The sequence below is a fragment of the Plantactinospora sp. WMMB334 genome, from assembly GCF_049179095.1.
Classification (GTDB): domain Bacteria; phylum Actinomycetota; class Actinomycetes; order Mycobacteriales; family Micromonosporaceae; genus Plantactinospora.
The window spans coordinates 6128736-6149591 of the sequence record NZ_JBMHME010000002.1 but is presented as its reverse complement, the minus strand read 5'-3'; the positions used below and the strand labels follow the sequence as shown (position 1 = coordinate 6149591).

23 protein-coding genes and 1 pseudogene are annotated in these 20856 nt (G+C 70.1%); 10 read left to right on the top strand and 14 right to left on the bottom strand.

The window, feature by feature from the left end; translation table 11 throughout:
• Positions 1-55 precede the first annotated feature (55 nt).
• A complete protein-coding gene (locus ACN27G_RS26390; protein WP_421495437.1) occupies positions 56-889 on the top strand; it encodes an alpha/beta hydrolase in 834 nt (277 codons plus the stop codon).
• Between the two features lie 73 nt (positions 890-962).
• On the opposite strand, the gene ACN27G_RS26385 is transcribed toward ACN27G_RS26390, so the two are convergent.
• On the bottom strand, positions 963-1232 hold the full coding sequence (locus ACN27G_RS26385) for a YciI family protein (RefSeq protein ID WP_421495436.1): 270 nt from the start codon (positions 1230-1232) through the stop codon (positions 963-965).
• Positions 1233-1307: 75 nt separating this feature from the next.
• Between ACN27G_RS26385 and ACN27G_RS26380 the strand changes: the two genes are divergently transcribed.
• Positions 1308-1985, top strand: coding sequence for a Crp/Fnr family transcriptional regulator (locus ACN27G_RS26380; RefSeq protein WP_421495435.1), 678 nt, complete (start codon positions 1308-1310; stop codon positions 1983-1985).
• A gap of 128 nt (positions 1986-2113) precedes the next feature.
• Here the strand turns inward: ACN27G_RS26380 and ACN27G_RS26375 are convergent, their stop codons facing one another.
• From ACN27G_RS26375 to ACN27G_RS26360, 4 genes and pseudogenes are all read right to left on the bottom strand, one after another.
• Positions 2114-3019 carry a quinone oxidoreductase family protein gene (locus ACN27G_RS26375; protein WP_421495434.1) on the bottom strand — a complete coding sequence of 302 codons (906 nt, stop codon included), beginning with the start codon at positions 3017-3019 and terminating at the stop codon, positions 2114-2116.
• A 202-nt stretch (positions 3020-3221) separates the two neighbouring features.
• Positions 3222-3944, bottom strand: a complete 723-nt coding sequence (locus ACN27G_RS26370; protein WP_421495433.1) for a methyltransferase domain-containing protein — start codon at positions 3942-3944, stop codon at positions 3222-3224.
• Positions 3945-4166: 222 nt separating this feature from the next.
• Positions 4167-4409 (bottom strand): annotated as a pseudogene (locus tag ACN27G_RS26365) (hypothetical protein); the annotation flags it as partial.
• 99 nt (positions 4410-4508) lie between these two features.
• Complete coding sequence (locus ACN27G_RS26360; protein WP_421495432.1) at positions 4509-6146, bottom strand: ABC-F family ATP-binding cassette domain-containing protein; 1638 nt, start codon at positions 6144-6146, stop codon at positions 4509-4511.
• 86 nt (positions 6147-6232) lie between these two features.
• Here ACN27G_RS26360 and ACN27G_RS26355 point away from each other — a divergent pair, with 86 nt between their 5' ends.
• The 3 genes from ACN27G_RS26355 to ACN27G_RS26345 all read left to right on the top strand — a co-directional run bounded on the left by ACN27G_RS26355 (position 6233) and on the right by ACN27G_RS26345 (position 7712).
• Complete coding sequence (locus ACN27G_RS26355) at positions 6233-6991, top strand: ROK family protein (protein WP_421495431.1); 759 nt, start codon at positions 6233-6235, stop codon at positions 6989-6991.
• 101 nt (positions 6992-7092) lie between these two features.
• Positions 7093-7461 carry a tetratricopeptide repeat protein gene (locus tag ACN27G_RS26350; RefSeq protein ID WP_421495430.1) on the top strand — a complete coding sequence of 123 codons (369 nt, stop codon included), beginning with the start codon at positions 7093-7095 and terminating at the stop codon, positions 7459-7461.
• A complete protein-coding gene (locus ACN27G_RS26345; RefSeq protein ID WP_331205943.1) occupies positions 7458-7712 on the top strand; it encodes a Smr/MutS family protein in 255 nt (84 codons plus the stop codon). The genes ACN27G_RS26350 and ACN27G_RS26345 overlap by 4 nt, the downstream gene beginning before the upstream one ends.
• Positions 7713-7997: 285 nt before the next feature.
• Here the strand turns inward: ACN27G_RS26345 and ACN27G_RS26340 are convergent, their stop codons facing one another.
• The 3 genes from ACN27G_RS26340 to ACN27G_RS26330 all read right to left on the bottom strand — a co-directional run bounded on the left by ACN27G_RS26340 (position 7998) and on the right by ACN27G_RS26330 (position 9534).
• A complete protein-coding gene (locus ACN27G_RS26340) occupies positions 7998-8327 on the bottom strand; it encodes a Fic/DOC family protein (RefSeq protein WP_421495429.1) in 330 nt (109 codons plus the stop codon).
• Between the two features lie 49 nt (positions 8328-8376).
• Positions 8377-8907: a type II toxin-antitoxin system antitoxin SocA domain-containing protein gene (locus ACN27G_RS26335; protein ID WP_421495428.1), complete on the bottom strand. Its 531-nt coding sequence runs from the start codon at positions 8905-8907 to the stop codon at positions 8377-8379.
• Positions 8908-9243: 336 nt separating this feature from the next.
• Entirely contained in the window at positions 9244-9534 is a 291-nt protein-coding gene (locus ACN27G_RS26330; protein WP_421495427.1) for a hypothetical protein, read from the bottom strand.
• 656 nt (positions 9535-10190) lie between these two features.
• On the opposite strand from ACN27G_RS26330, the gene ACN27G_RS26325 reads away from it, so the two are divergent.
• Positions 10191-10970, top strand: a complete 780-nt coding sequence (locus ACN27G_RS26325) for a helix-turn-helix domain-containing protein (protein ID WP_421495426.1) — start codon at positions 10191-10193, stop codon at positions 10968-10970.
• On the top strand, positions 10967-11149 hold the full coding sequence (locus ACN27G_RS26320) for a DUF397 domain-containing protein (RefSeq protein WP_421495425.1): 183 nt from the start codon (positions 10967-10969) through the stop codon (positions 11147-11149). The genes ACN27G_RS26325 and ACN27G_RS26320 overlap by 4 nt, the downstream gene beginning before the upstream one ends.
• A gap of 91 nt (positions 11150-11240) precedes the next feature.
• Here ACN27G_RS26320 and ACN27G_RS26315 read toward each other — a convergent pair whose 3' ends face one another.
• Genes ACN27G_RS26315 through ACN27G_RS26305 form a run of 3 tightly spaced genes read right to left on the bottom strand, consistent with a single transcriptional unit; the run spans position 11241 to position 14195 of the window.
• Positions 11241-13382 carry an ATP-binding protein gene (locus ACN27G_RS26315; protein WP_421495424.1) on the bottom strand — a complete coding sequence of 714 codons (2142 nt, stop codon included), beginning with the start codon at positions 13380-13382 and terminating at the stop codon, positions 11241-11243.
• Between the two features lie 27 nt (positions 13383-13409).
• Positions 13410-13967, bottom strand: a complete 558-nt coding sequence (locus ACN27G_RS26310) for a DUF6879 family protein (RefSeq protein WP_421495423.1) — start codon at positions 13965-13967, stop codon at positions 13410-13412.
• Positions 13968-13973: 6 nt separating this feature from the next.
• Positions 13974-14195 carry a hypothetical protein gene (locus tag ACN27G_RS26305; RefSeq protein WP_421495422.1) on the bottom strand — a complete coding sequence of 74 codons (222 nt, stop codon included), beginning with the start codon at positions 14193-14195 and terminating at the stop codon, positions 13974-13976.
• Positions 14196-14451: 256 nt separating this feature from the next.
• On the opposite strand from ACN27G_RS26305, the gene ACN27G_RS26300 reads away from it, so the two are divergent.
• Positions 14452-14847, top strand: a complete 396-nt coding sequence (locus ACN27G_RS26300) for a hypothetical protein (protein ID WP_421495421.1) — start codon at positions 14452-14454, stop codon at positions 14845-14847.
• Positions 14848-15056: 209 nt separating this feature from the next.
• Positions 15057-15614 carry a dihydrofolate reductase family protein gene (locus ACN27G_RS26295; RefSeq protein ID WP_421495420.1) on the top strand — a complete coding sequence of 186 codons (558 nt, stop codon included), beginning with the start codon at positions 15057-15059 and terminating at the stop codon, positions 15612-15614.
• Between the two features lie 83 nt (positions 15615-15697).
• Here ACN27G_RS26295 and ACN27G_RS26290 read toward each other — a convergent pair whose 3' ends face one another.
• The 3 genes from ACN27G_RS26290 to ACN27G_RS26280 form a co-directional block, all read right to left on the bottom strand.
• Positions 15698-16360 carry an HNH endonuclease family protein gene (locus tag ACN27G_RS26290; protein WP_421497467.1) on the bottom strand — a complete coding sequence of 221 codons (663 nt, stop codon included), beginning with the start codon at positions 16358-16360 and terminating at the stop codon, positions 15698-15700.
• A 163-nt stretch (positions 16361-16523) separates the two neighbouring features.
• Positions 16524-16919, bottom strand: a complete 396-nt coding sequence (locus ACN27G_RS26285; protein ID WP_421495419.1) for a hypothetical protein — start codon at positions 16917-16919, stop codon at positions 16524-16526.
• Between the two features lie 189 nt (positions 16920-17108).
• Positions 17109-18065 (bottom strand): FAD-dependent oxidoreductase, encoded by a 957-nt coding sequence (locus ACN27G_RS26280; protein ID WP_421495418.1) that lies wholly within the window; start codon positions 18063-18065, stop codon positions 17109-17111.
• Positions 18066-18536: 471 nt separating this feature from the next.
• On the opposite strand from ACN27G_RS26280, the gene ACN27G_RS26275 reads away from it, so the two are divergent.
• Positions 18537-20828, top strand: a complete 2292-nt coding sequence (locus ACN27G_RS26275; RefSeq protein ID WP_421495417.1) for a glycoside hydrolase family 9 protein — start codon at positions 18537-18539, stop codon at positions 20826-20828.
• The last annotated feature ends 28 nt before the right edge of the window (positions 20829-20856 follow it).

The window sequence follows — 20856 nt, the reverse complement described above, 5'->3', positions numbered from 1 at the left end:
CGATGCGCGTGCGCAGAGCGGTGACCCACGCCCGGAGGAGGACATCATGCCCCTCATGCCCGCTGAACCGACCCGGCCCGACACCGTGGTGCTGATCCACGGTCTGTGGCTCACCGCCCGGAGTTGGGAACATTGGGCCGACCGGTACCGCGCCGCCGGGTTTCAGGTGCTGACTCCGGCCTGGCCGGGTATGGACGAGGACGTCGAGGCGCTGAACCGGGACCCCAGGTCGATCGCCGAGCTGACCGCCGGCCAGATCGTGGACCACTACGAGCGGGTCGTACGCGACCTGCCCAACCCGCCGATCATCATGGGTCACTCGTTCGGCGGCGCGTTCACCCAGATGCTCCTGGACCGGGGACTGGGCGCCGCGGGGGTGGCGATCGACTCGGCCGCCGTCAAGGGAGTCAGCCGAGTGCCGCTGTCGACCCTGCGGGCCAGCCTGCCGGTCCTGCGCAACCCGGCGAACCGGCACCGTGCGGTGCCGCTGAGCCCGGACGAGTTCCACTACGCCTTCACCAACACGATGTCCCGGGCCGAGGCCGAGCAGGTCTACCGGCGCTACCACGTACCGGCAGCCGGGCATGTGCTCTTCGAGGTGGCGCTGGCGAACCTGAACCCGCGGGCCGCGCTGCGCGTCGACTTTGGCAACGAACGGCGGGCACCGTTGCTGCTGATCGCCGGGGGCGCGGACCATGTGGTGCCGCCCTCGGTGACCCGGGCGATCGCCGGTCGCTACCGGAAGTCGACCGCGGTCACCGGATACAAGGAGTTCCCGGGCCGGCCCCACTACACGGTCGGGCAGGCCGGCTGGGAAGAGGTGGCCGACTACGCGCTCAACTGGGCCGTCCAGGCGGCACAGCCCCGCCAACCGCGGCCCCGCCGGTGATCGCGGCCCCGCCGGTGATCACGGCCCCGGCGTGAGTGCCGTCCCGCCGTCGGCAGCCGTCCCCGCCGGTGGTTCACGGACCGCCGACGACCGGTCTCCAGTGCCGCAGGGCGACCACGCTGACCCCGGGGGTCCGCTGGTAGTAGGGATCGGCGTCGAGCGCCTCCCGCACCGTGGCCTCGTCCGCGTCGAAGAGCAGTAGCGCGCCCGAGTCGTCCTGCCAGGGTCCGGCCGCCACCAGCCGGCCCTCGGTGTGCAGCCGGGCCAGCAGTTCCCGATGGGCCGGCCGCGCCGTCAGCCGGGCGGCGGGGTCGCCGGTGAAGCGGAGTTCCACAACGATCATGCCGTGACCCTAGGACCGGCAGCCGGGCCGGCGCAGTATCCGCTGATACAACCGGCGGTCGGGAACAATCCAGGGATGGAAGCGACCGAGATGCGACGCCTGGCGGCCGTACCCGTCTTCGCCGGGCTCGGAGCGGCGGAGCTGCGCCGGCTGCTCGACCGCTCGGTGGTCCGGACCGCCCGGCCGGGCGAGGTGCTGGCGGTACGCGGGCAGCCCGCCGAGCACGTGATCGTGGTGGAGGCGGGCACCCTGACCGGGGTCCACGAGACCGCCGACGGACGTCGCTGGCGGCTCGGCGACTTCGGGGGGCCGTGCGCGGTGGACAAGATCGCCGTGCTGGACGGGGCCGGCTACACCGCCACCTGGCTGGCCGCCACCGAGCTGCGCTGCCGGCTGGTGCCGGCCGGCGAGCTGCTCCGGCTGGTCGACGACGTAGCGGCGGTCCGCCGGCACGTGCTGCGACACCTGGCCGGCCGCCTGCGGGACCGGCAGGCGGAGCTGGTGCGTACCTCCTTCGCCGACGCCGGGGCCCGGGTGGCGGCCTGGCTGGTCGCGGCGGCCGGCCGGACGGGGCACCGGGTGCCGTTGCCCGGCGCGCAGCAGGGGCTGGCGGAGTCGATCGGGATGACCCGGGTCTCGGTCAACCGGGCGTTGCGGGCCCTGGCCGACGCCGGCCTGGTCCGGGTCGAGCCGGGCGCGGTGGTGGTACTGGCACCCGAACTCCTCGCCGCCCGCGCCACCGCAGCCGACTGAGCCACGGCAGCCGACTGAGCCACGGCAGCCGACTGAGCCACCGCAGCCGACTGAGCCACGGCAGCCGACTGAGCCACGGCAGCCGACTGAGCCACGACGGCGGGCGGGTTGCCGCACCCGCCCGGGACTCAGCCGCCGATCGAGACGGCGAGCTTGCCGACGTTGCCGCTGTTGCTGAAGTCGGCGAACGCCTGCGGTACCTCGTCCAGCAGGTAGGTACGGGCGATGGACGGGCGCAGCCGGTCGGCGGCGGTCTCGGTGGCGAGGTGGTCGAGCACGATCCGGTCCGGGATCGCCTCGATCGCCGTGACGGTCAACGACCGGTCGCCGAGCTGTGCGGAGTTCACGCCGAGCGTCGAGGAGAACCGTCCGCCGGGAGTGACCAGGTCGGCGATCAGCTCCGGATCACCGGCCAGGTGGATCACGCTGTCCACCCCGTCCGGGGCCAGTTGCCGGACCTGCGCGGCGAGGTCGCCGCGGTGGTCCACGGTGTGTGCGGCGCCGAGCTGGTACATCAGGTCGACCTGCGGCCCGGTCTCGGCGGTGGCGATCACCGCGGCTCCGCGCGCCGCGGCGAGCTGGACGGCGTAGTGTCCGACGCCGCCGGTGGCTCCGGAGATCAACAGCGTCTCGCCGTGTACCGGCGCGACCGCGTCCACGCAGGCCAGCGCGGCGACGCCGGCCAGCCCGAGCACCCCGGCGGCCCGGTAGGGGAGCCCGGCCGGCAGCGGCGCGAGCCCGATCTCCTCCGGTACGACCACGTACTCACCGAACGAGCCGTCGCCGAGCCCGGGCTTGGCCACCACGCCGAAGACCTTCTCGCCCGGCATGAAACCGCTGACGCCCCGCCCGACCTCGGTCACGATGCCGGCGAAGTCGCGGCCGAGAATCACCGGGAACTGGTGCTCGACATCGCCGCCGAGAAAACCTCGGGCGAGCTTGGCGTCGAAGCCGTTCAGGGACGACGCCTGTACCTCGATCTTCACCTCGCCGTCGCCGGGCTCCGGCTCCGGTATCTCCCGGACTTCCGGCATCGCCCCATACGACTCAGACATCACGGCACGCATCAGTCGGCCTCCCCCGAATGCTCTTCCGATCCGACACCGGTCCATTCCCGCCGCTCCCCGCTACATGCCTCCGGGCTCCGTCCGGCAGCCGGCAGCAGCGCAGTCGACAGCCCGCGGCCCGCAGCCGGCAGCCGCGTAGGCGGCAGCCGGCACCGGGCCGGATCCGATCTCACTCGAAGAAGCGGGCCAGATGACTGGGCTCCGGCCCCGGCTCGTCGGCGCCGAGCGGGGTGAGGTCCGCGAAGATCGATGCTCCGTCGCAGCCGGCGTGCAGCGGATACCAGCGCGGTGCGCCGGGATGGCGGTCACACATGTGCTTGATCGTCTGTACGTCCAGCAGCCGTACGTGGGTCGGGTCGGCCACCGCGTTGACATGCCCCCACCAGGGGCTCATCACGTGCAGTACGCCACCGGGCCGGAGCACCCGGTGGCACTCGTCGACCAGGGTCAGAAAGTCGATCAGGTGCTCCAGGATGTGCACCGTGAAGATGACGTCGATCGAGTCGCCGGCCAACGGGAGCGCGCCGGAGAGGTCGGCCTGGGCGTCCACCCCGGGAGCGACCCGCAGGTCGAGTCCGAGGTTTCCGGGATACTGCTTGGTGGCGCCGCAGCCCAGATCCATCACCACGGGGTCCCGCCCGGCCACCCGTACCCTGGACCAGACGGCCAGCACCCCGTCGAGCCGCCCGATGAGCCTCCGGACGGTGGCCAGCTCGTCCCGGTCGGCCACCTCGCCGGTCAGGTGCGCGACGCCCCGGTCGAACCGCACCTCCACCGCCGACCCGCGCAGCCGGTCGTCGTGCTTGACCAGGTCGGCACAGGCCATGCCGAGGAAGTCGTCGATCGCCCGCAACCGGTCACCGGAGGGCGCCCTGTGCAGTTGCGCGACCATTGCCCACCTCCCGGCGGTACCTACCCGGAATCGCCCGCGCTACGCATCGGCGCGGGCGCCGCTGCCGGTGGCCGTCAGCAGTCGGAAGGGCTCAGCCGGTGGGGCGTGCCGACTCGGGTCTGCAGCCGGTGGGTGCCGACTCGGGTCTCAGCCGGTGGGGGCGCGCCGGCCGGTCCGGCCCAGGCTGCGGAGCCGCGGTCGGGGGCTCACCGGCCGGATCACCCGCTTCAGGTGGTAGCGGTGTAGTTCCGCGCTGCCCTGCATGCTGGGGTCCTCGCTGACCGAGACCAGCTCCCAACCCTCGGCTCCGGCCCGGTTCAGATGGGCCAGCGCGGTGTCGCCGTACGGCGAGACGTCGAGCACGGCGCCGTCCGGGCCGTACCAGGTGAAGACGAGTTCCCAGCCGGTGTCGTCCAGCCGGGGCTGGCGCCGGCGCACCAACAGGGCGTACTCCCATCTGAGCATGGAGTAGCTATTGCCCAGCGGCGCGGCGACAGAAACAGGGGTCGATGAGGGCCGCGGGCGTCCGCCCGGCGCCAACCGGGCGCGGGCACCGCCGGGCGGTCAGACCTCGGTGACCCGGCCGCTGTCGACCCGGACGTGCCGGGTGGTCCGGACCGTCTCCAGCATCCGGCGGTCGTGGGTGACCAGCAGGAGGGTTCCCGGGTACGACTCCAGCGCCGACTCGAGCTGCTCGATCGCCGGCAGGTCGAGGTGGTTCGTCGGCTCGTCCAGGACCAGCAGGTTCACGCCCCGGGCCTGGAGCAGGGCCAACGCCGCCCGGGTCCGCTCGCCCGGCGACAGCGTGCCGGCGGGGCGCAGCACGTGCGCCGCCCGCAGCCCGAACTTGGCCAGCAGCGTCCGCACGTCCGCCGGCACCAGATCGGGTACGGCGGCACCGAACGCGTCCAGCAGGGGCTGACCGCCGACGAAGTGCCCCCGGGCCTGGTCGACCTCGCCGACCACGACTCCGGGGCCGAGCGCGGCATGCCCGGCGTCCAGCGGCAGCCGGCCCAGCAGGGCGGCGAGCAGCGTCGACTTGCCCGAGCCGTTGGCGCCGGTGACCACCATCCGGTCGGCCCAGTCCACCTGGAGGTCGACCGGGCCGAGCGTGAAGTCGCCCCGCCGGACGACCGCGCCGCGCAGCGCCGCCACCACCGCCCCGGCGCGGGGCGCGGCGGCGATCTCCATCTTGAGCTGCCACTCCTTGCGCGGCTCCTCGACCACCTCCAGCCGCTCGATCAGTCGCTCGGTCTGCCGGGCCTTGGCCGCCTGCTTCTCGGTCGACTCGGCCCGGAACTTGCGGCCCACCTTGTCGTTGTCGGTCGCCTTCCGCCGGGCGTTCTTGACGCCCTTCTCCATCCAGGCCCGCTGGGTCCGGGCCCGCGCCTCCAACCCGGCGCGGGTCTCGGCGTACTCGTCGTAGTCGGCGCGGGCGTGCCGGCGCGCCACCTCGCGCTCCTCCAGGTAGGCCGCGTACCCGCCGCCGTAGTGCCGCACCTGCTGCTGGTGCAGGTCGAGCTCGAGGATCCGGGTCACCGTCCGGGTCAGGAACTCCCGGTCGTGGCTGACCAGCACCGTTCCGGCGCGCAGCCCGGTGACGAACCCCTCCAGCCGGTCCAGCCCGGCCAGGTCGAGATCGTTCGTCGGCTCGTCGAGCAGGAAGACGTCGTAGCGGCTGAGCAGCAGCGACGCCAGCCCGGCCCGGGCTGCCTGGCCGCCGGAGAGCGCCGTCATCGGCTGCTCCAGGTCGACCGCCAGCCCGAGTTCGGCGGCGATCTGGTCGGCCCGCTCGGCCAGGTCGGCGCCGCCGAGCGCGAGCCAGCGTTCGAGCGCGGCAGCGTACCGGTCGTCGGCACCGGCGGCCCCCTCGGTCAGCGCCCCGGTGGCCGCGTCGAGCTCCGCCTGCGCGGCGGTCACCCCGGTCCGCCGGCCGAGGAACGCGCGCACGGTCTCGCCGGGCCGCCGCTCGGGCTCCTGCGGCAGGTGGCCGACGGTCGCCGACGGCGGGTTGAGGGCCAGGGTGCCCTGCTCGACCGGTTGCCGCCCGGCAAGGGTACGCAGCAGCGTCGACTTGCCGGCGCCGTTGACGCCGACGACACCGATCACGTCACCGGGGGCGACGACGAGTTCGAGGTCGGCGAAGAGGACCCGGTCGCCGTGGCCGGCGGCGAGGTCCTTGGCGACCAGGGTGGCGCTCATGAGACCCGAATGCTATCCGGTCCTCCGGTCGCCGGCCGGTGGTGGAGGCGCGGACCGATCCGGTGCTGGAGGCGCAGACTGATCGTGTGATGACCACGTTGGCGATCGACTGCGGCGGCGGCGGGATCAAGGCGTCCGTCCTCGACGACGCCGGCACGATGCGTACCCGGCCGCTGCGGGTGCCGACCCCGTACCCGTTTCCGACCGCGCTCTTCGTCAAGACCCTGCTCGATCTCGGCGGCCGGCTGCCCGCGGCGGACCGGATCACCGTCGGGATGCCGGGGATGCTCCGGCACGGCGTGGTGGTGGCCACCCCGCACTACGTCACCCGGGCCGGGCCGCGCACCAGGCCCGTTCCCGAGCTGGTCGCCGAATGGTCCGGCTTCGACGCGCAGAGCGCGCTCAGCGAGGCGTTCGGCCTGCCGGCGCTGGTGCTCAACGACGCCGAGGTGCACGGCGCCGGGGTGGTCGCCGGGACCGGGCTGGAGCTGGTGCTCACCCTTGGCACCGGGCTGGGCTGCGCCTTCTTCGACGGCGGGGTGCTCGCCCCGCACCTGGAGCTGTCGCAGGCGCCGGTGCGGTGGGGGATGAGCTACGACACCTACATCGGCGAGCACGAGCGGCGCCGGCTCGGCGACGCGTTCTGGTCCCGCCGGGTCCGGGGGGTGGTGGAGGGGCTGCGCCCGGTCTTCCTCTGGGACCGGCTCTATCTTGGTGGCGGCAACTCCCGACTGGTCCGCCCCGAGCAGGTGGCCCGGATGGGCGACGACGTGGTGGTGGTGCCGAACAGCGCCGGCATCCTCGGCGGGGTACGCGCCTGGGAGCTGCGCCGTCGGCGCGCCTGACCTCAGGGACACCGATATGTCGTCCGTCGGAACAGTCGCGGTACCGGCGGTGTTGTGCCAGCGTCGGGGGGACGTAGTCGCGACACGAGGAGGTGGGTCTAGTGGATCTTCTGGCCGAGTACCGGCGGGCGACCATGTACTTCGAGACCGGGGACCCGTCCGGAGCTGCCCGGTTGCTGGAGCCCATCGTCGAGGCCGAGCCCGACAACGCCTCCGTTCGGCAGTTGCTCGCCCGCGCGTACTTCCAGACGGCCCAGCTCACCCGGGCGGAGGAGCAGTTGCGCACCCTGGTGCAGCGCGACCCCAGCGACCACTACGCGCACCACGTGCTGGGCCGGACCCTGGAGCGGGTCGGCCGCCCCGAGGAGGCGCTGCGGCACCTCCGGATCGCCGCCGCGATGTACGCCGAGAACGACGACTACCGGATCGCGCTGGAGCGCGTCGAGACCCGGGTCGGCGGTCGGCGGTGAAGCTCAAGCTCGACCTGCACGACATCTTCAATCGTGGGCAGGACATCGACCGGGCGCTGCGCGGCATCATGGACGAGGCGGTCGCCAAGAAGGCCACCATGGTGGAGATCATCCCGGGCAAGGGGTCGGGTCAGCTCAAGAAGCGGGTGCTGCGCTTCCTCGACCAGAAGGAGATCAAGCAGCTCTACCACCGGGTGGAGAAGGATTCGAAGAACTTCGGCCGCCTCTTCGTCCATTTCCGCTGGAAGTAGTGACGAAAGCGCCCTTGACTTGCACTTCCGTGGGTTGGCAGATCGCGTGTCTGCCCTTTCTTGGCCGCTGAGTCTTTCCCGCTGATCGTCCTAAGTCAACCTGCGGACTACAGGCCGGAGCGCCGCTACAAGGAGGCTCTTATCCAAGGTTGTCAGGTGAGTGCGACAAGCTTCGATGTTGTCGGACTCGCTAAGCTCTGACCAGTCCAATTGGTAGCCGGCCGCTGCTCCGAGTTGACGGAAGAAGGCACGAAGCGTCCTTCCGTTGCCCTCCCTGAAGGGGTGTCAGACATTCAACTCGCCGTAGTACTCGGCAAGCGACTCCAGGAAAGAATCGTGATTCAAGCCGATCAGATGCCCGTCCTCCCGAGCGAGCTTTCGAAGCAATGCCGAGACCTGATCGTCGACAAACCGCCAGTGACAGAAGCGTACGCCCTTGCTTATGTCGACAGTCCGGGTCTGTCCGGCCCAATCATAGATATCGCTGAACAAAGCTTTGTGAAACCGCTGAAGGTGTGCAAGACCGTAGTCGCCCGGGATCGTGGTTCGTGCGATCTGCACGTCTCGCACGGAGACGAGGCGAGCCTCCACCTCTGGAAGGACGAGGGGATCCATTATGCCGAGCTTGTTTTCCAGGCACTCCGTGCCTGGCCAGCAGTAGGGGTCAGGCACCAGTGATCCGAGATATCTCTCGGGAAATCAGCTCCTCAGGACTGATCAGTCCCGCTGCGACGTCCCGCAGCTGATTCTCCCATTCTTCGTCAAACTCTATGCCCTCAAGGGCCGCGCTTGCGCTGGCGAGAGTGACAGCCGTCTCCGGCTCGGCGACCTGCCGTGAATAGTAGTTTTTGATCATCTCTACGCTGATAGGGGCATTCGAAGGCGCCGATTCGGGCAGTGAGCCCCTTGCTACGCGCCATGGCAGCTCGTTGTGGGTCATACGCGACAGCTCAATTGCAGAAAAAGAGCCATACTCACGAACGACCCACGCGATGCAGTTGAGCTGGTCACTGTTCAGGTTGGCGGACGACCCCAACGGCCAAGAATCAATGCTGTAACGACCGCGGTGCTGCCGGTAGAGAACGGGCACGACCGGGCCCTGCCTCCAAGCCTCAATCGACTCGTCAAACAGGGTGGTGCCGAAGCGAGCAAGGTGCCAACCTTGGCAGTAGTACACGACCTTCTCCAGCTTCATCGCTGACATTCTGCCCAGATGTTCGATTACAGCGGCTGCAACGTCATGCACTGTTGCCATGGTCACCCCCTTCGCTGGGTAGCCTAACGCCATCTCCTACGCGGCGTCGTAACTGGCACGGCGTGTCGGCTTGACCTCCAGTCTACCGAACGGTCTCTCGCGCTTCTAGAACAGAGGTGCTAACTGCGACCTCTCTTTGCTGGCGGGGTCGGCGGAGTCAGCGGTCGGTACCGGCCCTCGGTGGATGCGGGGGGAAGGGGCCGGCACCGGCCGGTGCAGCGGGTCGGCCGGCTGACCCTCGACCGCAACCCCAGTCTCGGGGTGCGCCGGAAGGGGCTATCGGCGACGGGGGACCCAATAGAGAATCTGCCCGACAATCAGCGCGGGGTGCCGGTCGGGTAGCGCTTCCAGGGCGCGGGCGAGGTGTGCGGCGAGGTACATCATCAGCCCTACCCGATCGCCGTCGAAGCCGATCAGCAGGGACAGCCGGGCCGGCGGGCAGGGCCAGTCGTGTTCGCACTCTCGGCAGGCGTACGTCTTGGTGGGGACGTGCTGTCCGGCCGCCTGGCGCTCACGCGCCCGCCGCCGGGCGATGTGCCGCTCCCATCGCACCCACGGCCCGACCACCGTTCACACCCGCTCGGTGTGCCGGGCGCGGTGCTCCTGGGCGGGTGTCAGGTTGCCCGCGCGGCCGTTCGCCAGCCGGGGTACCACCCCGGCCGGTCGGTTCCACCCGGGACGGCGGTTGGTCGGCCGGGCGCGAGCCGGCCGGGGCGGGGTGTCCGGGACCGGCGGAGTGTCCGGGACCGGCGGGGTGTCCGGGACCGCTGGCGGGTCGGGCAGCGGGGGCGGATCGGGGACGGGGACCACGGGCGCCGGAGGGCGGAGGGCGGCACGGTGGCGCCGCCCGGCCAACGGCCGCACGGGCGCCGGCTGGTAGGGCATCGGCACCAGTTCGATCGAGTCCGGACAGCGCCAGCGGAATCCGCAGCGGCAGTATCGCCAGAGGCGCCACCACGCGCGACGGTGGTGCGGCTTGACTTTTCGGATGCGTCTCAATGGAAGCCTCCCGTAGGCGTTATGGGACGGGGACGGCACCTGGATTGCTCGCCCCGGCGCCGCCCCCGTTGGGCGCCCGCCCGACCGCGAGGGCGTCGTAAGGAGAGCGGTCGGAGCGGGTGCCTGAATTCCACCCTGGACTGTCGGCCCGGATTGGCGAAAGATAACGAGTGTGGACCGCTGAGCATTCAGCAGCAAACGGCTGACAGGAAAGGCCAGGAATTGTGAATAACAGCGATCTTCCGCTGATCCTGAAGTTCTTCCGGGGATCTCGGGGCATGACGCAGGAGCAGCTCGCGGGGCGCCTGAGCGTCAGTACCTCGTTGATCGCCAAGTTCGAAACGGGCCGGCTGGTGCCGATGCCGGACACCGCCCCACGGCTGGACGAGGCGCTCGAGTCGGGCGACCTGATCCAGAAGCTGTCCGCCAGGGCGCGGAAGGAGGGGGCGCCGGACTGGTTCCAGCAGTGGCCGGAGATCGAGCGCGAAGCCGCGTCACTGCGGGGCCACGAGTCGAACTTCGTGCCCGGCCTGCTCCAGACCGAGGCGTACGCGCGGGCCGTCCTGCGGGCCGGGCTGCTCAGCGACGACGAGGCAGAAAAACAACTGGCGCTCCGGTTGGAACGGGCGGCGGCCGTCTTCCGCCGCGAGCGTCCCCCGGTCTGCACCTTCACAGTGGACGAGCTGGCCCTGACGCGCGGCCCGGCCGACCTGATGAAAGACCAACTGGAGCACCTGGCCGACCTCTCCACGCAACAACTGATCTTCGTGCACGTCGTGCCGCGATCGGCCGGCCTCTACGTCGGACAGACCGGGCCGCTGGTCCTGGCATCGCTGCCCGGCGGCGGCGACGTGGCGTTTCTCGAGGACCAGGCAGAGGGCCGCGTGATCACCGATCCGGACCGCGTTGCCGCGTTGGTGCGGGCGTGGGACGCGATACGCTCGGTAGCACTACCCCGGGACATGTCACGGGACCTGATAACGAGGATGGCGAACGAGCTATGAGCCCCATGTGGCGGAAGTCGACCCGCAGCAACACGAACGGCGGCAACTGCGTGGAGGTCGCCGACAACGTCCCGGGCCGGGTGCTGGTCCGGGACACCAAGGACCGGGACGGCGGGACCCTGGCGTTCCCCCCGGCCGCGTGGCAGGCGTTCGTCAACCTGGCAAAGACGCACGGCTAGTGCCGTGACCAGGAACGGTTGAGGTGTTGGGGTCAGGCTGCGCGGGTGGGTTGGCCCCAACATGCAGGTAGTACACAGTCCGGCGGGTTGACTACGCTTCGTCGACACTGTCCGATTGCACGAGGAGGCGACGGACGGCGCTGGCGTGCGGATCTCCGAGTGGATCGAGAATCCGAAGTGCCTCCAGCCAGTAGCGCCGCGCGACGTCGTGTTGGCTGGTGGCGTGGTAGGTGTCGCCGAGGGCCGCGAGGGTGAGTCCCTCGCACCGTCGGTCGTCGAATGTGCGGAAGAGTTTCAGAGCCAGCTGATGCTGTTTGAGTGCCTCGTCGTGTTGGCCGGTCTGTTGGTAGGCGAGGCCAAGGGGGTAGGAGGCCCAGGCGACGCTCCATTGGTCGTTGATCCTGCCAAGGATCGCGACTGCTTGCTGGTAGTGGGCGATGGCGGTGTCGAGGTGTCCGCGTACGCGGTGGCAGTTGCCGAGACTGAGCAGGGACATGCCTTCGCCTCGGGTGATGCCGTAGTGACGGAAGACCTCCCGCGCCTGGCCGTACAGGTTGACTGCTTCGTCTATTTGTCCGAGTTCCTCGTGGATGAGGCCCTGGCCCCGCAGGCTGAAGCCTTCGACCCAGTGGTCGTTGACGTCGCGGGCGGCGTTGACTCCCCGGCGGTAATAGTCGAGCGCGGTTCCGCGTTGTTTCATGCGCCAGTAGGCGTCGCCGAGGCACCGGAGGTTGGCGGCTTCGCCGAGGCGTGATGCGGCGGACCGTGCGGCGCGTAGGCCGGTGAGGTGGATGTCGCGCCAGTCGGCCCAGTACGACTTGAGTTCGAAGAAGCCGTCGCTGACGACGGGTAGCTGCCAGGCGATGTCGTGGTCGCCAAGCTCGTCTGCCTGGCGGATGGTGTCGAGGAGATTGAGCCGTTCCCGCTCGAACCAGGTCATTGCCTCGGCCACCGTGCTGGGCGGGGTGAGTGGTACGTCGGGTCCGGCCGGGGGAAGGGTGATGGCGTGGGAGTAGGGGAGGATGACCTTGCGACCTTCCTCTGCCATCCACAGGTACCACGTGTAGACGCGACGTCGTGATTGGTGTTGCTGTGCGGGGGTCTCTTCGGCCTGCGCGCGCTCCAGGGCGTAGGCGCGCAGGAGGTCGTGGAACAGGTAGCGGTCGCGGGCGGGGTTCTGCACGAGGTGTGCCGCGGTGAGCTGGTCGAGGAGGTGGCGGGCGCGGGGGATGCTCACGCCGGCGATGGCTGCCGCTGCGGCGACGGAGATGGCGGAGCCGGGGTGCAGCCCGAGGAGGCGGAAGAACCGTGCCGTTGCCTCGGGTAATGCCTGGTAGGACCAGGAAAAAACGGTCCGGACGTCCGAGAGTTCGTCATCGTTGATGGTGAGGGCGTCGAGCTGTTGGTTGACGAGCGCGAGGTCGTCCACGAACTCCGCGAGAGTGGCGTAGGGGGTGTTGGCGATGCGTTCCCCGATGATCCGTAGCGCGAGCGGGAGGTAGGCGCAGCGGCGGGCGAGTTCGGCGGCGGCCTGTGGTTCGGCGTTGACGCGATCTCCACCGATGCTGTCGCGGAGCAGCGCGATCGCTTCGTCGGGGGACAGGACGTCGAGGGTCATGCGTGACGCTCCTTCCCGCGCGACGAGGCCGGAGAGCCGGCTGCGGCTGGTGATGATCGCCATGCAGGTCGGCGTGGCGGGTAGCAGCGGCCTGACCTGGCCGACGGCGGACACATTGTCCACCACGATCAGTACACGCTTGCCGGTCAGGACGGACCGGTAGAGGGCGGCGCGTCCCTCGGTATCGGTTGGGATCTGCTCGGCCGGCACGTGCAGGGCGCGCAGGAATGTGTCCAGTGCCTGTCCGACATCCAGGGCCGGTCCCGGCCCGTAGCCGCGCATGTCGACGTAGAGGTCGCCGTCGGTGAACCACCCTCGGACCCGGTGAGCCCAGTGCACAGCCAACGCGGTTTTGCCCACACCGGGGGCGCCCGCGATGGCCGCGACGCTCATCGACGGGCCGCCCGCAGCCGTGCTGTCGGCGGGCAGTGCCGCGTCCAGGCGGTTGAGGGTCTGCTCGCGGTTGACGAAGCGGGTCGCGTCGAGGGGCAGTTGACGAGGTGGCGGGGGAGGCGGCTGTCCCGCGCGACCAAACAGGTTGATGCCACCATGCACCGTCCCGGCCTGAACGACAGCTTCGGCATCGCCGGACGACTGGTTGTGCGCGCTGGGCACGCTGTTCCTCCCCCGTGAGTGGCGGAGCTATGGGGAGCTGGGTTGGAGCTGGGCTGCGTACGTCCGGTAGGGGATGGACGCCGAAACGGCGGCGTCGCGCCAGAGGTTGGCCTGCACGATCTTCTCTGGTTCGCTGATCAACTCGCCGGAGACGAACCGTCCCTCCTCGTCGTAGTACATCGCCACGAGCTGCGAGGAGTCGAACAGCCAGTAGTCGTGGTGAGGCAGCGCAGCCGGCCAGTCATCACCGGCGAACACGATGAGGCGGACGTCCTCGCCCGCATGGACCGTGTGTTCGTAGGCCCAGCCGCATTCGAACCGAACGTAGTCCGACAGCGGCTCGGCGACGACGTGGACTCGGTGCATGCGCTTGCCCGCTGACATTGCTGCCCGCACGGTGTCGCACCAGGCCGCGATCCCGGGAAACTCTCCACGGGACTCGCCCGCCAGGAACCGGGCGAACTCGTCCTGCTCGTACGACACGTCGTACCGCTGAAGGGTTTCCAGCCGGTAGGCCGTGTATCGGAAGTCGCGGAACAGCTGGTTGAACTCGGCGTCATCCAGCGACGTGAACGATCGGGTCAACCTCGCTCACCGCTGCCCGGACTCGCGGTAGCGCTCGATCGCACCGAGCACCACTTCGGCAGAAATCCGAACCGCACCCTCCCCAGGAAGAACATTCTCCAGCTCGCCGAAGGTGTCTTCGTCGACCAGGTGCCCCTGGACGACCAGCTCTCCACTATCGGCGAGGTAGACCGTCGGGCACCCGTTGCCCCCCGACACGACGTCCTTGTAGAGCTTGGTCACCTTCACCGCGGCCCTCCTTCGGAATCAGACGACGAGCGAGCGCCGTCGGTGAGGACAGTAGTGCGTAGCGTAGTGGCCGAACAAGTCAAATGCCTCTATGTGACTGGGTGTCCTGGGTGCGCGCCTGGCCTGCCTGCCTGAGTCGCGATGGGTAGCTGAGGTGGGCCTGGAGGGGGTAGTACCATCGAGGGTAGTGAATGGGATGTCTCTACCTGGTTGATCTTGATATCGGCTGGCGCCGGACGCTGGAGGTGAACGGACGGTGGACCCACTCATCGCCACAGCGGCGACATCGCTCGTCACGTGGACGACCACCGAGCTCGCCCAGGGCGGCCGGGTAGCGGTGTCCGCGCTGATCGCTTTTCTCCGAGACCGATTCCGGCGTGAGCCCGAGGCGCGGGAGGTCATCGAAAACGTGCTACACCAGCCGTCACGGGACGCCGCTCGTACACTTGCGGAACTGCTGAATCGCGAGGCGCGACGCGACCCGGCGTTCGGCGCAGAACTCCGGACTCGGTGGGAGCAGGCCAACGCGGCCGTTGCGGCAGGTCCGGACGGCGTGGCGAACTCTGTCTCAGGTAACGTCGGCGGCCCTGTCGTGCAGGCGCGTGACATCCACGGAGCCATCTCGTTCGGCGGCGAAAGCGTACGTCCCTGACTGCTACTCGGCGGCCCGGGTCCATGTGTTCCTCCTTCCCGGGCAGGCCGCCCGGCAGCCTGGACCCACCGATCGATAGCGGTCGGCCTGGCGCTTCCGAATAGCACAGTGCACCCTGGCCCGGGAAGATCGAAATTGCGGCGACTCCATTTGATGCGACCGGTCGCCTGGGCCGCGACGTCGTCGTCGTGGCGTTAGACTCGCCGGCCATGGGGCTCCTCACCTTCAGTATCAACGTCACTCTCGACGGTTGCGTCGACCATCAGGAGGGGATCGCCGACGACGAGACGCACGCCCTGTTCACCCGTCTCATGGACGAGGCCGGAGCGATGCTGTGGGGTCGCGTCACCTACGAGATGATGGAGAGCTCCTGGCCGGCCGTCGCCCGTGGCGACGAGGAGGCGCCGCCGGCCATCCGCGAGTGGGCGGTCAAGCTGGAGGCCAAACCCAAGTACGTGGTGTCGTCGACGCGCACGAACTTCACCTGGACCAACAGCCACCGCATCGCCGGCGATCTGCGCGAGGGCGTGCAGAAGCTCAAGGACGCGACCCCGGCCGGGGTCCTTCTCGGGAGCGGCACGCTCGCGACCGAGCTCGACCGGCTGGACCTGATCGACGAGTACAAGCTGCTCGTCCATCCCAGGATCGCCGGCCACGGCCCGACGCTGTACCAGGGCGGGCTGCCCGGCACGCGCCAGCTCGAGCTGCTCTCGGCGGAGCCGCTCCGCAACGGCGCGGTGGCCATGCACTACCGCCGCGCGCGCTGAACCACAGGACGGGACACCCTCGGCCCGAACGCACCGGAGGCCGGCCCCGGGAAACTCCAGGGCCGGCCGGATCGGCGGAGACGTCAGGAGGAGCAGGTGTTCAGCATCGTCTGCAGGGCGCTCTTCTCCGAGGACTGGAGCCGCAGGCCCCAGTTGTACTTGGTGCGGATCCACATCTTGGCGTAGGTGCAGTGGTAGGCGCTGCGGCTCGGCTTCCAGGTGGACGGGTCCTGGTCGCCCTTGGACTGGTTGACGTTGTCGGTGACCGCGATGAGCTGCGGCCCGTTGAGGTCGTTGGCGAAGGACCGCCGGCGGCTGGTCGCCCACGAGCTGGCCCCGGAGCGCCACGCCTCGGCCAGCGGCACGATGTGGTCGATGTCGACGTCGGCCGGGTTGCTCCAGGTCGCCCCGTCGTACGGGCTGTACCAGCTCCCCGAGGTCGGATAGCAGGAGCCGTCCACACTCACCCCGCTGCCGTCGCGCCGCAGCACCGTCTCCCGGGTGTTGCAGGAGCCGCTGATGGTGATCCAGTGCGGGAAGAGGTCGCGGCTGTAGCCGCTCATCGAGCCCTGGGCGGCGACCGTCAGCGCGTTCAGGTTCGACTGGGCGGTCGCCTTGGAGGGGATGCCGGGCGGTGCGGCGCCGGCCGGGGCGGCGACGAGCAGGGAACCGGCGATCGCCGCGGTGGCGGCGGTGGCGGCGGTGGCGAGAAGCGTCAGCCGGATTCGGCGACGTCGGACGTGCAGCACGGATGCCTCCCGAGGCTTTTGGGGGTACGGGAGGCATCAACGTAGCTGATCATCGTGGCCGGTCCGCCACGGCGACGTAACAAGCCATCGACGTGCGCCGGTCGCCGGAGTGGACCCGGAACGGCGTTCCCCGCTCCCGGTGACCCGCCCTACCTCCTCCTCACTGCCGGGCGGGCTGCCTCGCCTCGGTGGTGGGCTGGCGCGGAGCCTGGTTGCCGGTGCCGTTGCTGGAGACCGCCGGCGCGGCACCGACACCCAGCACGGTGAGCGCGGCCAGCAGCAGCGCGATCCACTCGTTGGAGTCGAGTCCACCGAGGATCACCGTGGCCAGCACCTGGAGCACGCTCAGCACCACCGCGACCCCGGTCTTGGCCCAGCGGTACTGCGGGGTCAGCGGCACCAGGTAGACGCCGATGGCGGTGGCGGCGGCGATGGCGATCTGCACCGCCTCGTCGGACTCGATGCGCTGGTCGCCGGAGAGTGCGCCGTACGCGACGGTCAGCGCCGCCCCGGCCACCGCGGCGAGGGCCTTGCCGTACTTGCGGATGATGCTCATCTTCGTGTGCCTTTCCCGTTACCGGTCAGCCGGAGATAGATACAACCGTCTGCCCGGACCCGGATACAATCGTCCGTTCTGTCGAGATGCTGCATCAACGGTTCGGCATCCGTCAGTCCGAGATCTGCCGCACCGCGGTCGGATCTCCGGCTGGCACCGCCGAGCCTGGCGGAGGGCCGTACGGGTCGATCAGGCCGGCTCGCTCAGCGACAGGACCTCGTCGGCGCATCCCCAGGAGAGGGCGAGCCCCGACCCGCCGTGACCGTAGTTGTGGATCAGGACGTTTCCGTCCACGAGCTCGCGTTCGATGCGTACGCTCGGCCGGCTCGGCCGCAGCCCGACCAGGATCCGCCGGACCCGGGCGTTCCGCAGCGCGGGCTCGACCGCCGCGCACCGCTCGACGATCGCCGCCGCCCTGGCGGGATCCGGGGTGAGGCTCTCCGAGCCGGGTGTCGCGCTGCCGCCGAGGACGACGACGTCGCCGTGCGGCAGGATGTAGGTCATGTCCTCGTGCGCGGCCCAGTCCTGGAAGAACGTGTCTATTCCCGGATTGTCCACGACGACGAGCTGACCCCGGGTGGGATAGACCTGGTCGTCGGGGACCAGATATCGGGCGCCCAGTCCGGTGCAATTCACCAGCACCCGGGCGGCACCGGTGAGTTCCTTGAATGAGTTCACCGCGCCGATGTCGATGTCGACGCCGTTGCCGAGCAGTCGGCGGGTCAGGTATTCGAGGTAGCGCGGCATGTTGACCAGCGGGCTGGTGTATCGCCAGCCGCTGACGTACCCCGGCGGCAGCTCCTCGGCGGGGCAGATCGCGAAGTCACTGAGGTCGCGGACCCAGGCGGGCGGGTCGAGCGGGAATGGCGCCACCTCCAGGCCGCGGACGAGCCGGACGCCCGACGACCCGTCCTCGGCGATCTTCTCCAGGGTCAGCCGGGTCTGCTCGCTCCAGTGCAGGACGCGCTCGTCGGTCAACTCGTACGGCCCCCAGCTCGCGCCGGCCGAGGCGGAGGTGGTCTCCTGCGGAGGGCGCGCCGCGCGGATCCGGACGGAGAGCCCCGCCTCGGCCATCCGGACCGCGGTGGAGAGCCCGATGACGCCCGCGCCGATCACCAGAGCGTCGGGCTGTCGGGATTGCGCCATCAGGCCATATTAACGGAGGTCTTACCGGTCCAGCGGGCACGCGCTGCCGGATACCTGCTTGCGCGACCGGCGTCGGACACTTCACCCCGTCAATGCATATTCGGTGCCGATGCCACCGGATGGAAATTGCGAGTCATGAATTACCGTGAGTGGTGGACGGCCCGGTCGCCGCCCGGCCGAATTCGCGGAGACCAGGGAATCCTTTCGACCCGTTCCGCATTCAACTACGGACGGTGAGCGAGAGGATGCGCCTGGTTGTGGCCGTGGGCGGGCGGCGTCGGAGGGGTGGCCCGGGGGGCCCCGTCGGCGGAGCGCCGACGCGGGGTGGTTGACAGTTCGGAAACTCGATGTCAATCTCCCGGTATTCTCGGACTGGGAGCGCTTCCATAGATCTTGGTCCACGTCGTGCCACCCCGCCCTGCGGTGCCCGGCCCTCGACCGGTCACCGCACGCCCCACCGGAAGGAATGACGTGCGCAGACCCCGCTCACCACATACCGTCCCACTCGCCGCGGCAGCCGTCGCGGCACTCGCCGCCGCGACCCTGAGCACATCGACCGCAGCCGCCGCCGGGTACGCCCCGGCGGCGGCAGCCGACGCTCCGGAGCAGATCGTCAACGGCACCTTCGACGACGGGCACGCCCCCTGGTGGGGCACAGCCAACCTCACCCTCGACTCCAGCACCGGCCAGCTCTGCGCCGACATCCCCGGCGGCACCGCCAACCCCTGGGACGTGATCATCGGCCAGAACGACATCGCGCTTGTCGCCGGCGAGTCGTACGAGTTCCGCTTCTTCGGCCAGGCCACCCCGAACAAGGTCGGCCGGGCGCTGGTGCAGCTGCCGGTCGACCCGTACACCCAGTATCTGTCGGCCAGCCCGGAGCTGAGCGTCTCCGGCAACGACTACCGCTACACCTTCACCTCCCCGGTCGACCTGCCCGACGCGCAGGTCGTCTTCCAACTCGGCGGCAGCGCCGAGCCGTGGACGGTCTGCCTGGACAACATCTCGCTGACCGGCGGCGCCGAGCCGGACGTCTACGTCCCGGACACCGGCCCGAGGGTCCGGGTCAACCAGGTCGGCTACCTGCCGAAGGGGCCGAAGAACGCCACCGTGGTCACCGAGGCGACCGCCGCGCTGCCCTACCAGCTCCGCGACGGTGCCGGCCGGGTCGTCGGGTACGGCCGCAGCACGCCGCGCGGGCTCGACCCCTCCTCCGGGCAGCACGTGCACACCATCGACTTCGGACACGTCACCCGGCCCGGCACCGGCTACACGCTCACCGCCGACGGTGAGACCAGCCGACCCTTCGACATCGGCACCGGCTTCTACGAGCAGCTCCGCACCGACGCGCTGAAGTTCTACTACACCCAGCGCAGCGGCACCGCGATCTCCGACGCGCTCCGCCCCGGCTACGGCCGACCGGCCGGACACGTCGGAGTGGCGCCCAACCAGGGCGACACGGCGGTGCCCTGCCAGCCCGGCGTCTGCGACTACACCCTGGACGTCTCCGGCGGCTGGTACGACGCCGGAGACCACGGCAAGTACGTGGTCAACGGCGGCATCTCGGTGCACCAGCTCATGAGCGAGTACGAGCGCTCGCTGCGGGCCCGCACCGGCGAGCCCTGGCGGCTCGGCGACCGGACCCTGGCCCTGCCGGAGAGCGGCAACCGAATTCCGGACATCCTCGACGAGGCGCGCTGGGAACAGGAGTTCCTGCTCAGCATGCAGGTTCCGGCCGGCGAGCCGCTGGCCGGGATGGCGCACCACAAGATCCACGACGACTCCTGGACCGGGCTGCCGCTGCTGCCGCACCTGGACGACAGGCGGCGCGAGCTGCACCCGCCGTCGACCGCCGCCACCCTCAACCTGGCCGCCACCGCCGCGCAGGCGGCCCGGGTCTTCCGGCCGTACGACCGGAAGTTCGCCGACCGCAACCTGGCCGCCGCGAAGACGGCCTGGGCCGCGGCGCGGGCCAACCCCGAGCGGTACGCCGACCCGGCCGACGCCAACGGCGGCGGCGCCTACAGCGACCCGGACGTCAGCGACGAGTTCTACTGGGCCGCCGCCGAGCTGTACCTGACCACCGGAGCCCGGGAGTACCGCGACTTCGTGCTCCGCTCGCCGCACCACACCGGCGACGTCTGGCGGGAGCGCGGAATGGACTGGGGCAACACCGCCGCGCTCGGCCGGCTGCAACTGGCGACCGTCCCGAACGGGCTGCCGGACCGGCACCGGGTACGCGCCTCGGTCGCCGAGGGCGCCGACCGCTACCTGAGCACCCTGAAGGCGCACCCGTACGGGATCCCGTACAACCCGTCGGACAACGTCTTCGACTGGGGCTCCAACAACCTCATCGTCAACAACGCCATCGTGCTGGCCACCGCCTTCGACCTGACCGGCAAGGACCGCTACCGGGACGGCGTACTGGAGACGATGGACTACATCTTCGGCCGCAACGCCCTCAACCAGTCGTACGTGACCGGCTACGGCGAGGTGGCCTCCCGCAACCAGCACAGCCGCTGGTACGCCCGCCAGCTCAACCCCGAGCTGCCCAACCCGCCCCGGGGCACCCTCTCCGGCGGGCCGAACTCGGCCATCCAGGACCCGGTCGCCCAGCAGAAGCTGCGCGGCTGCGCGCCGCAGTTCTGCTACATCGACGACATCGAGTCCTGGGCGACGAACGAGCTGACCATCAACTGGAACGCGCCGCTGGCCTGGATCGCCGCCTTCGTCGCCGACCAGGACAGCGGCAACGCCCGCTGAGCCGAGAGCTGTTAGGCGGGGGCCCTTC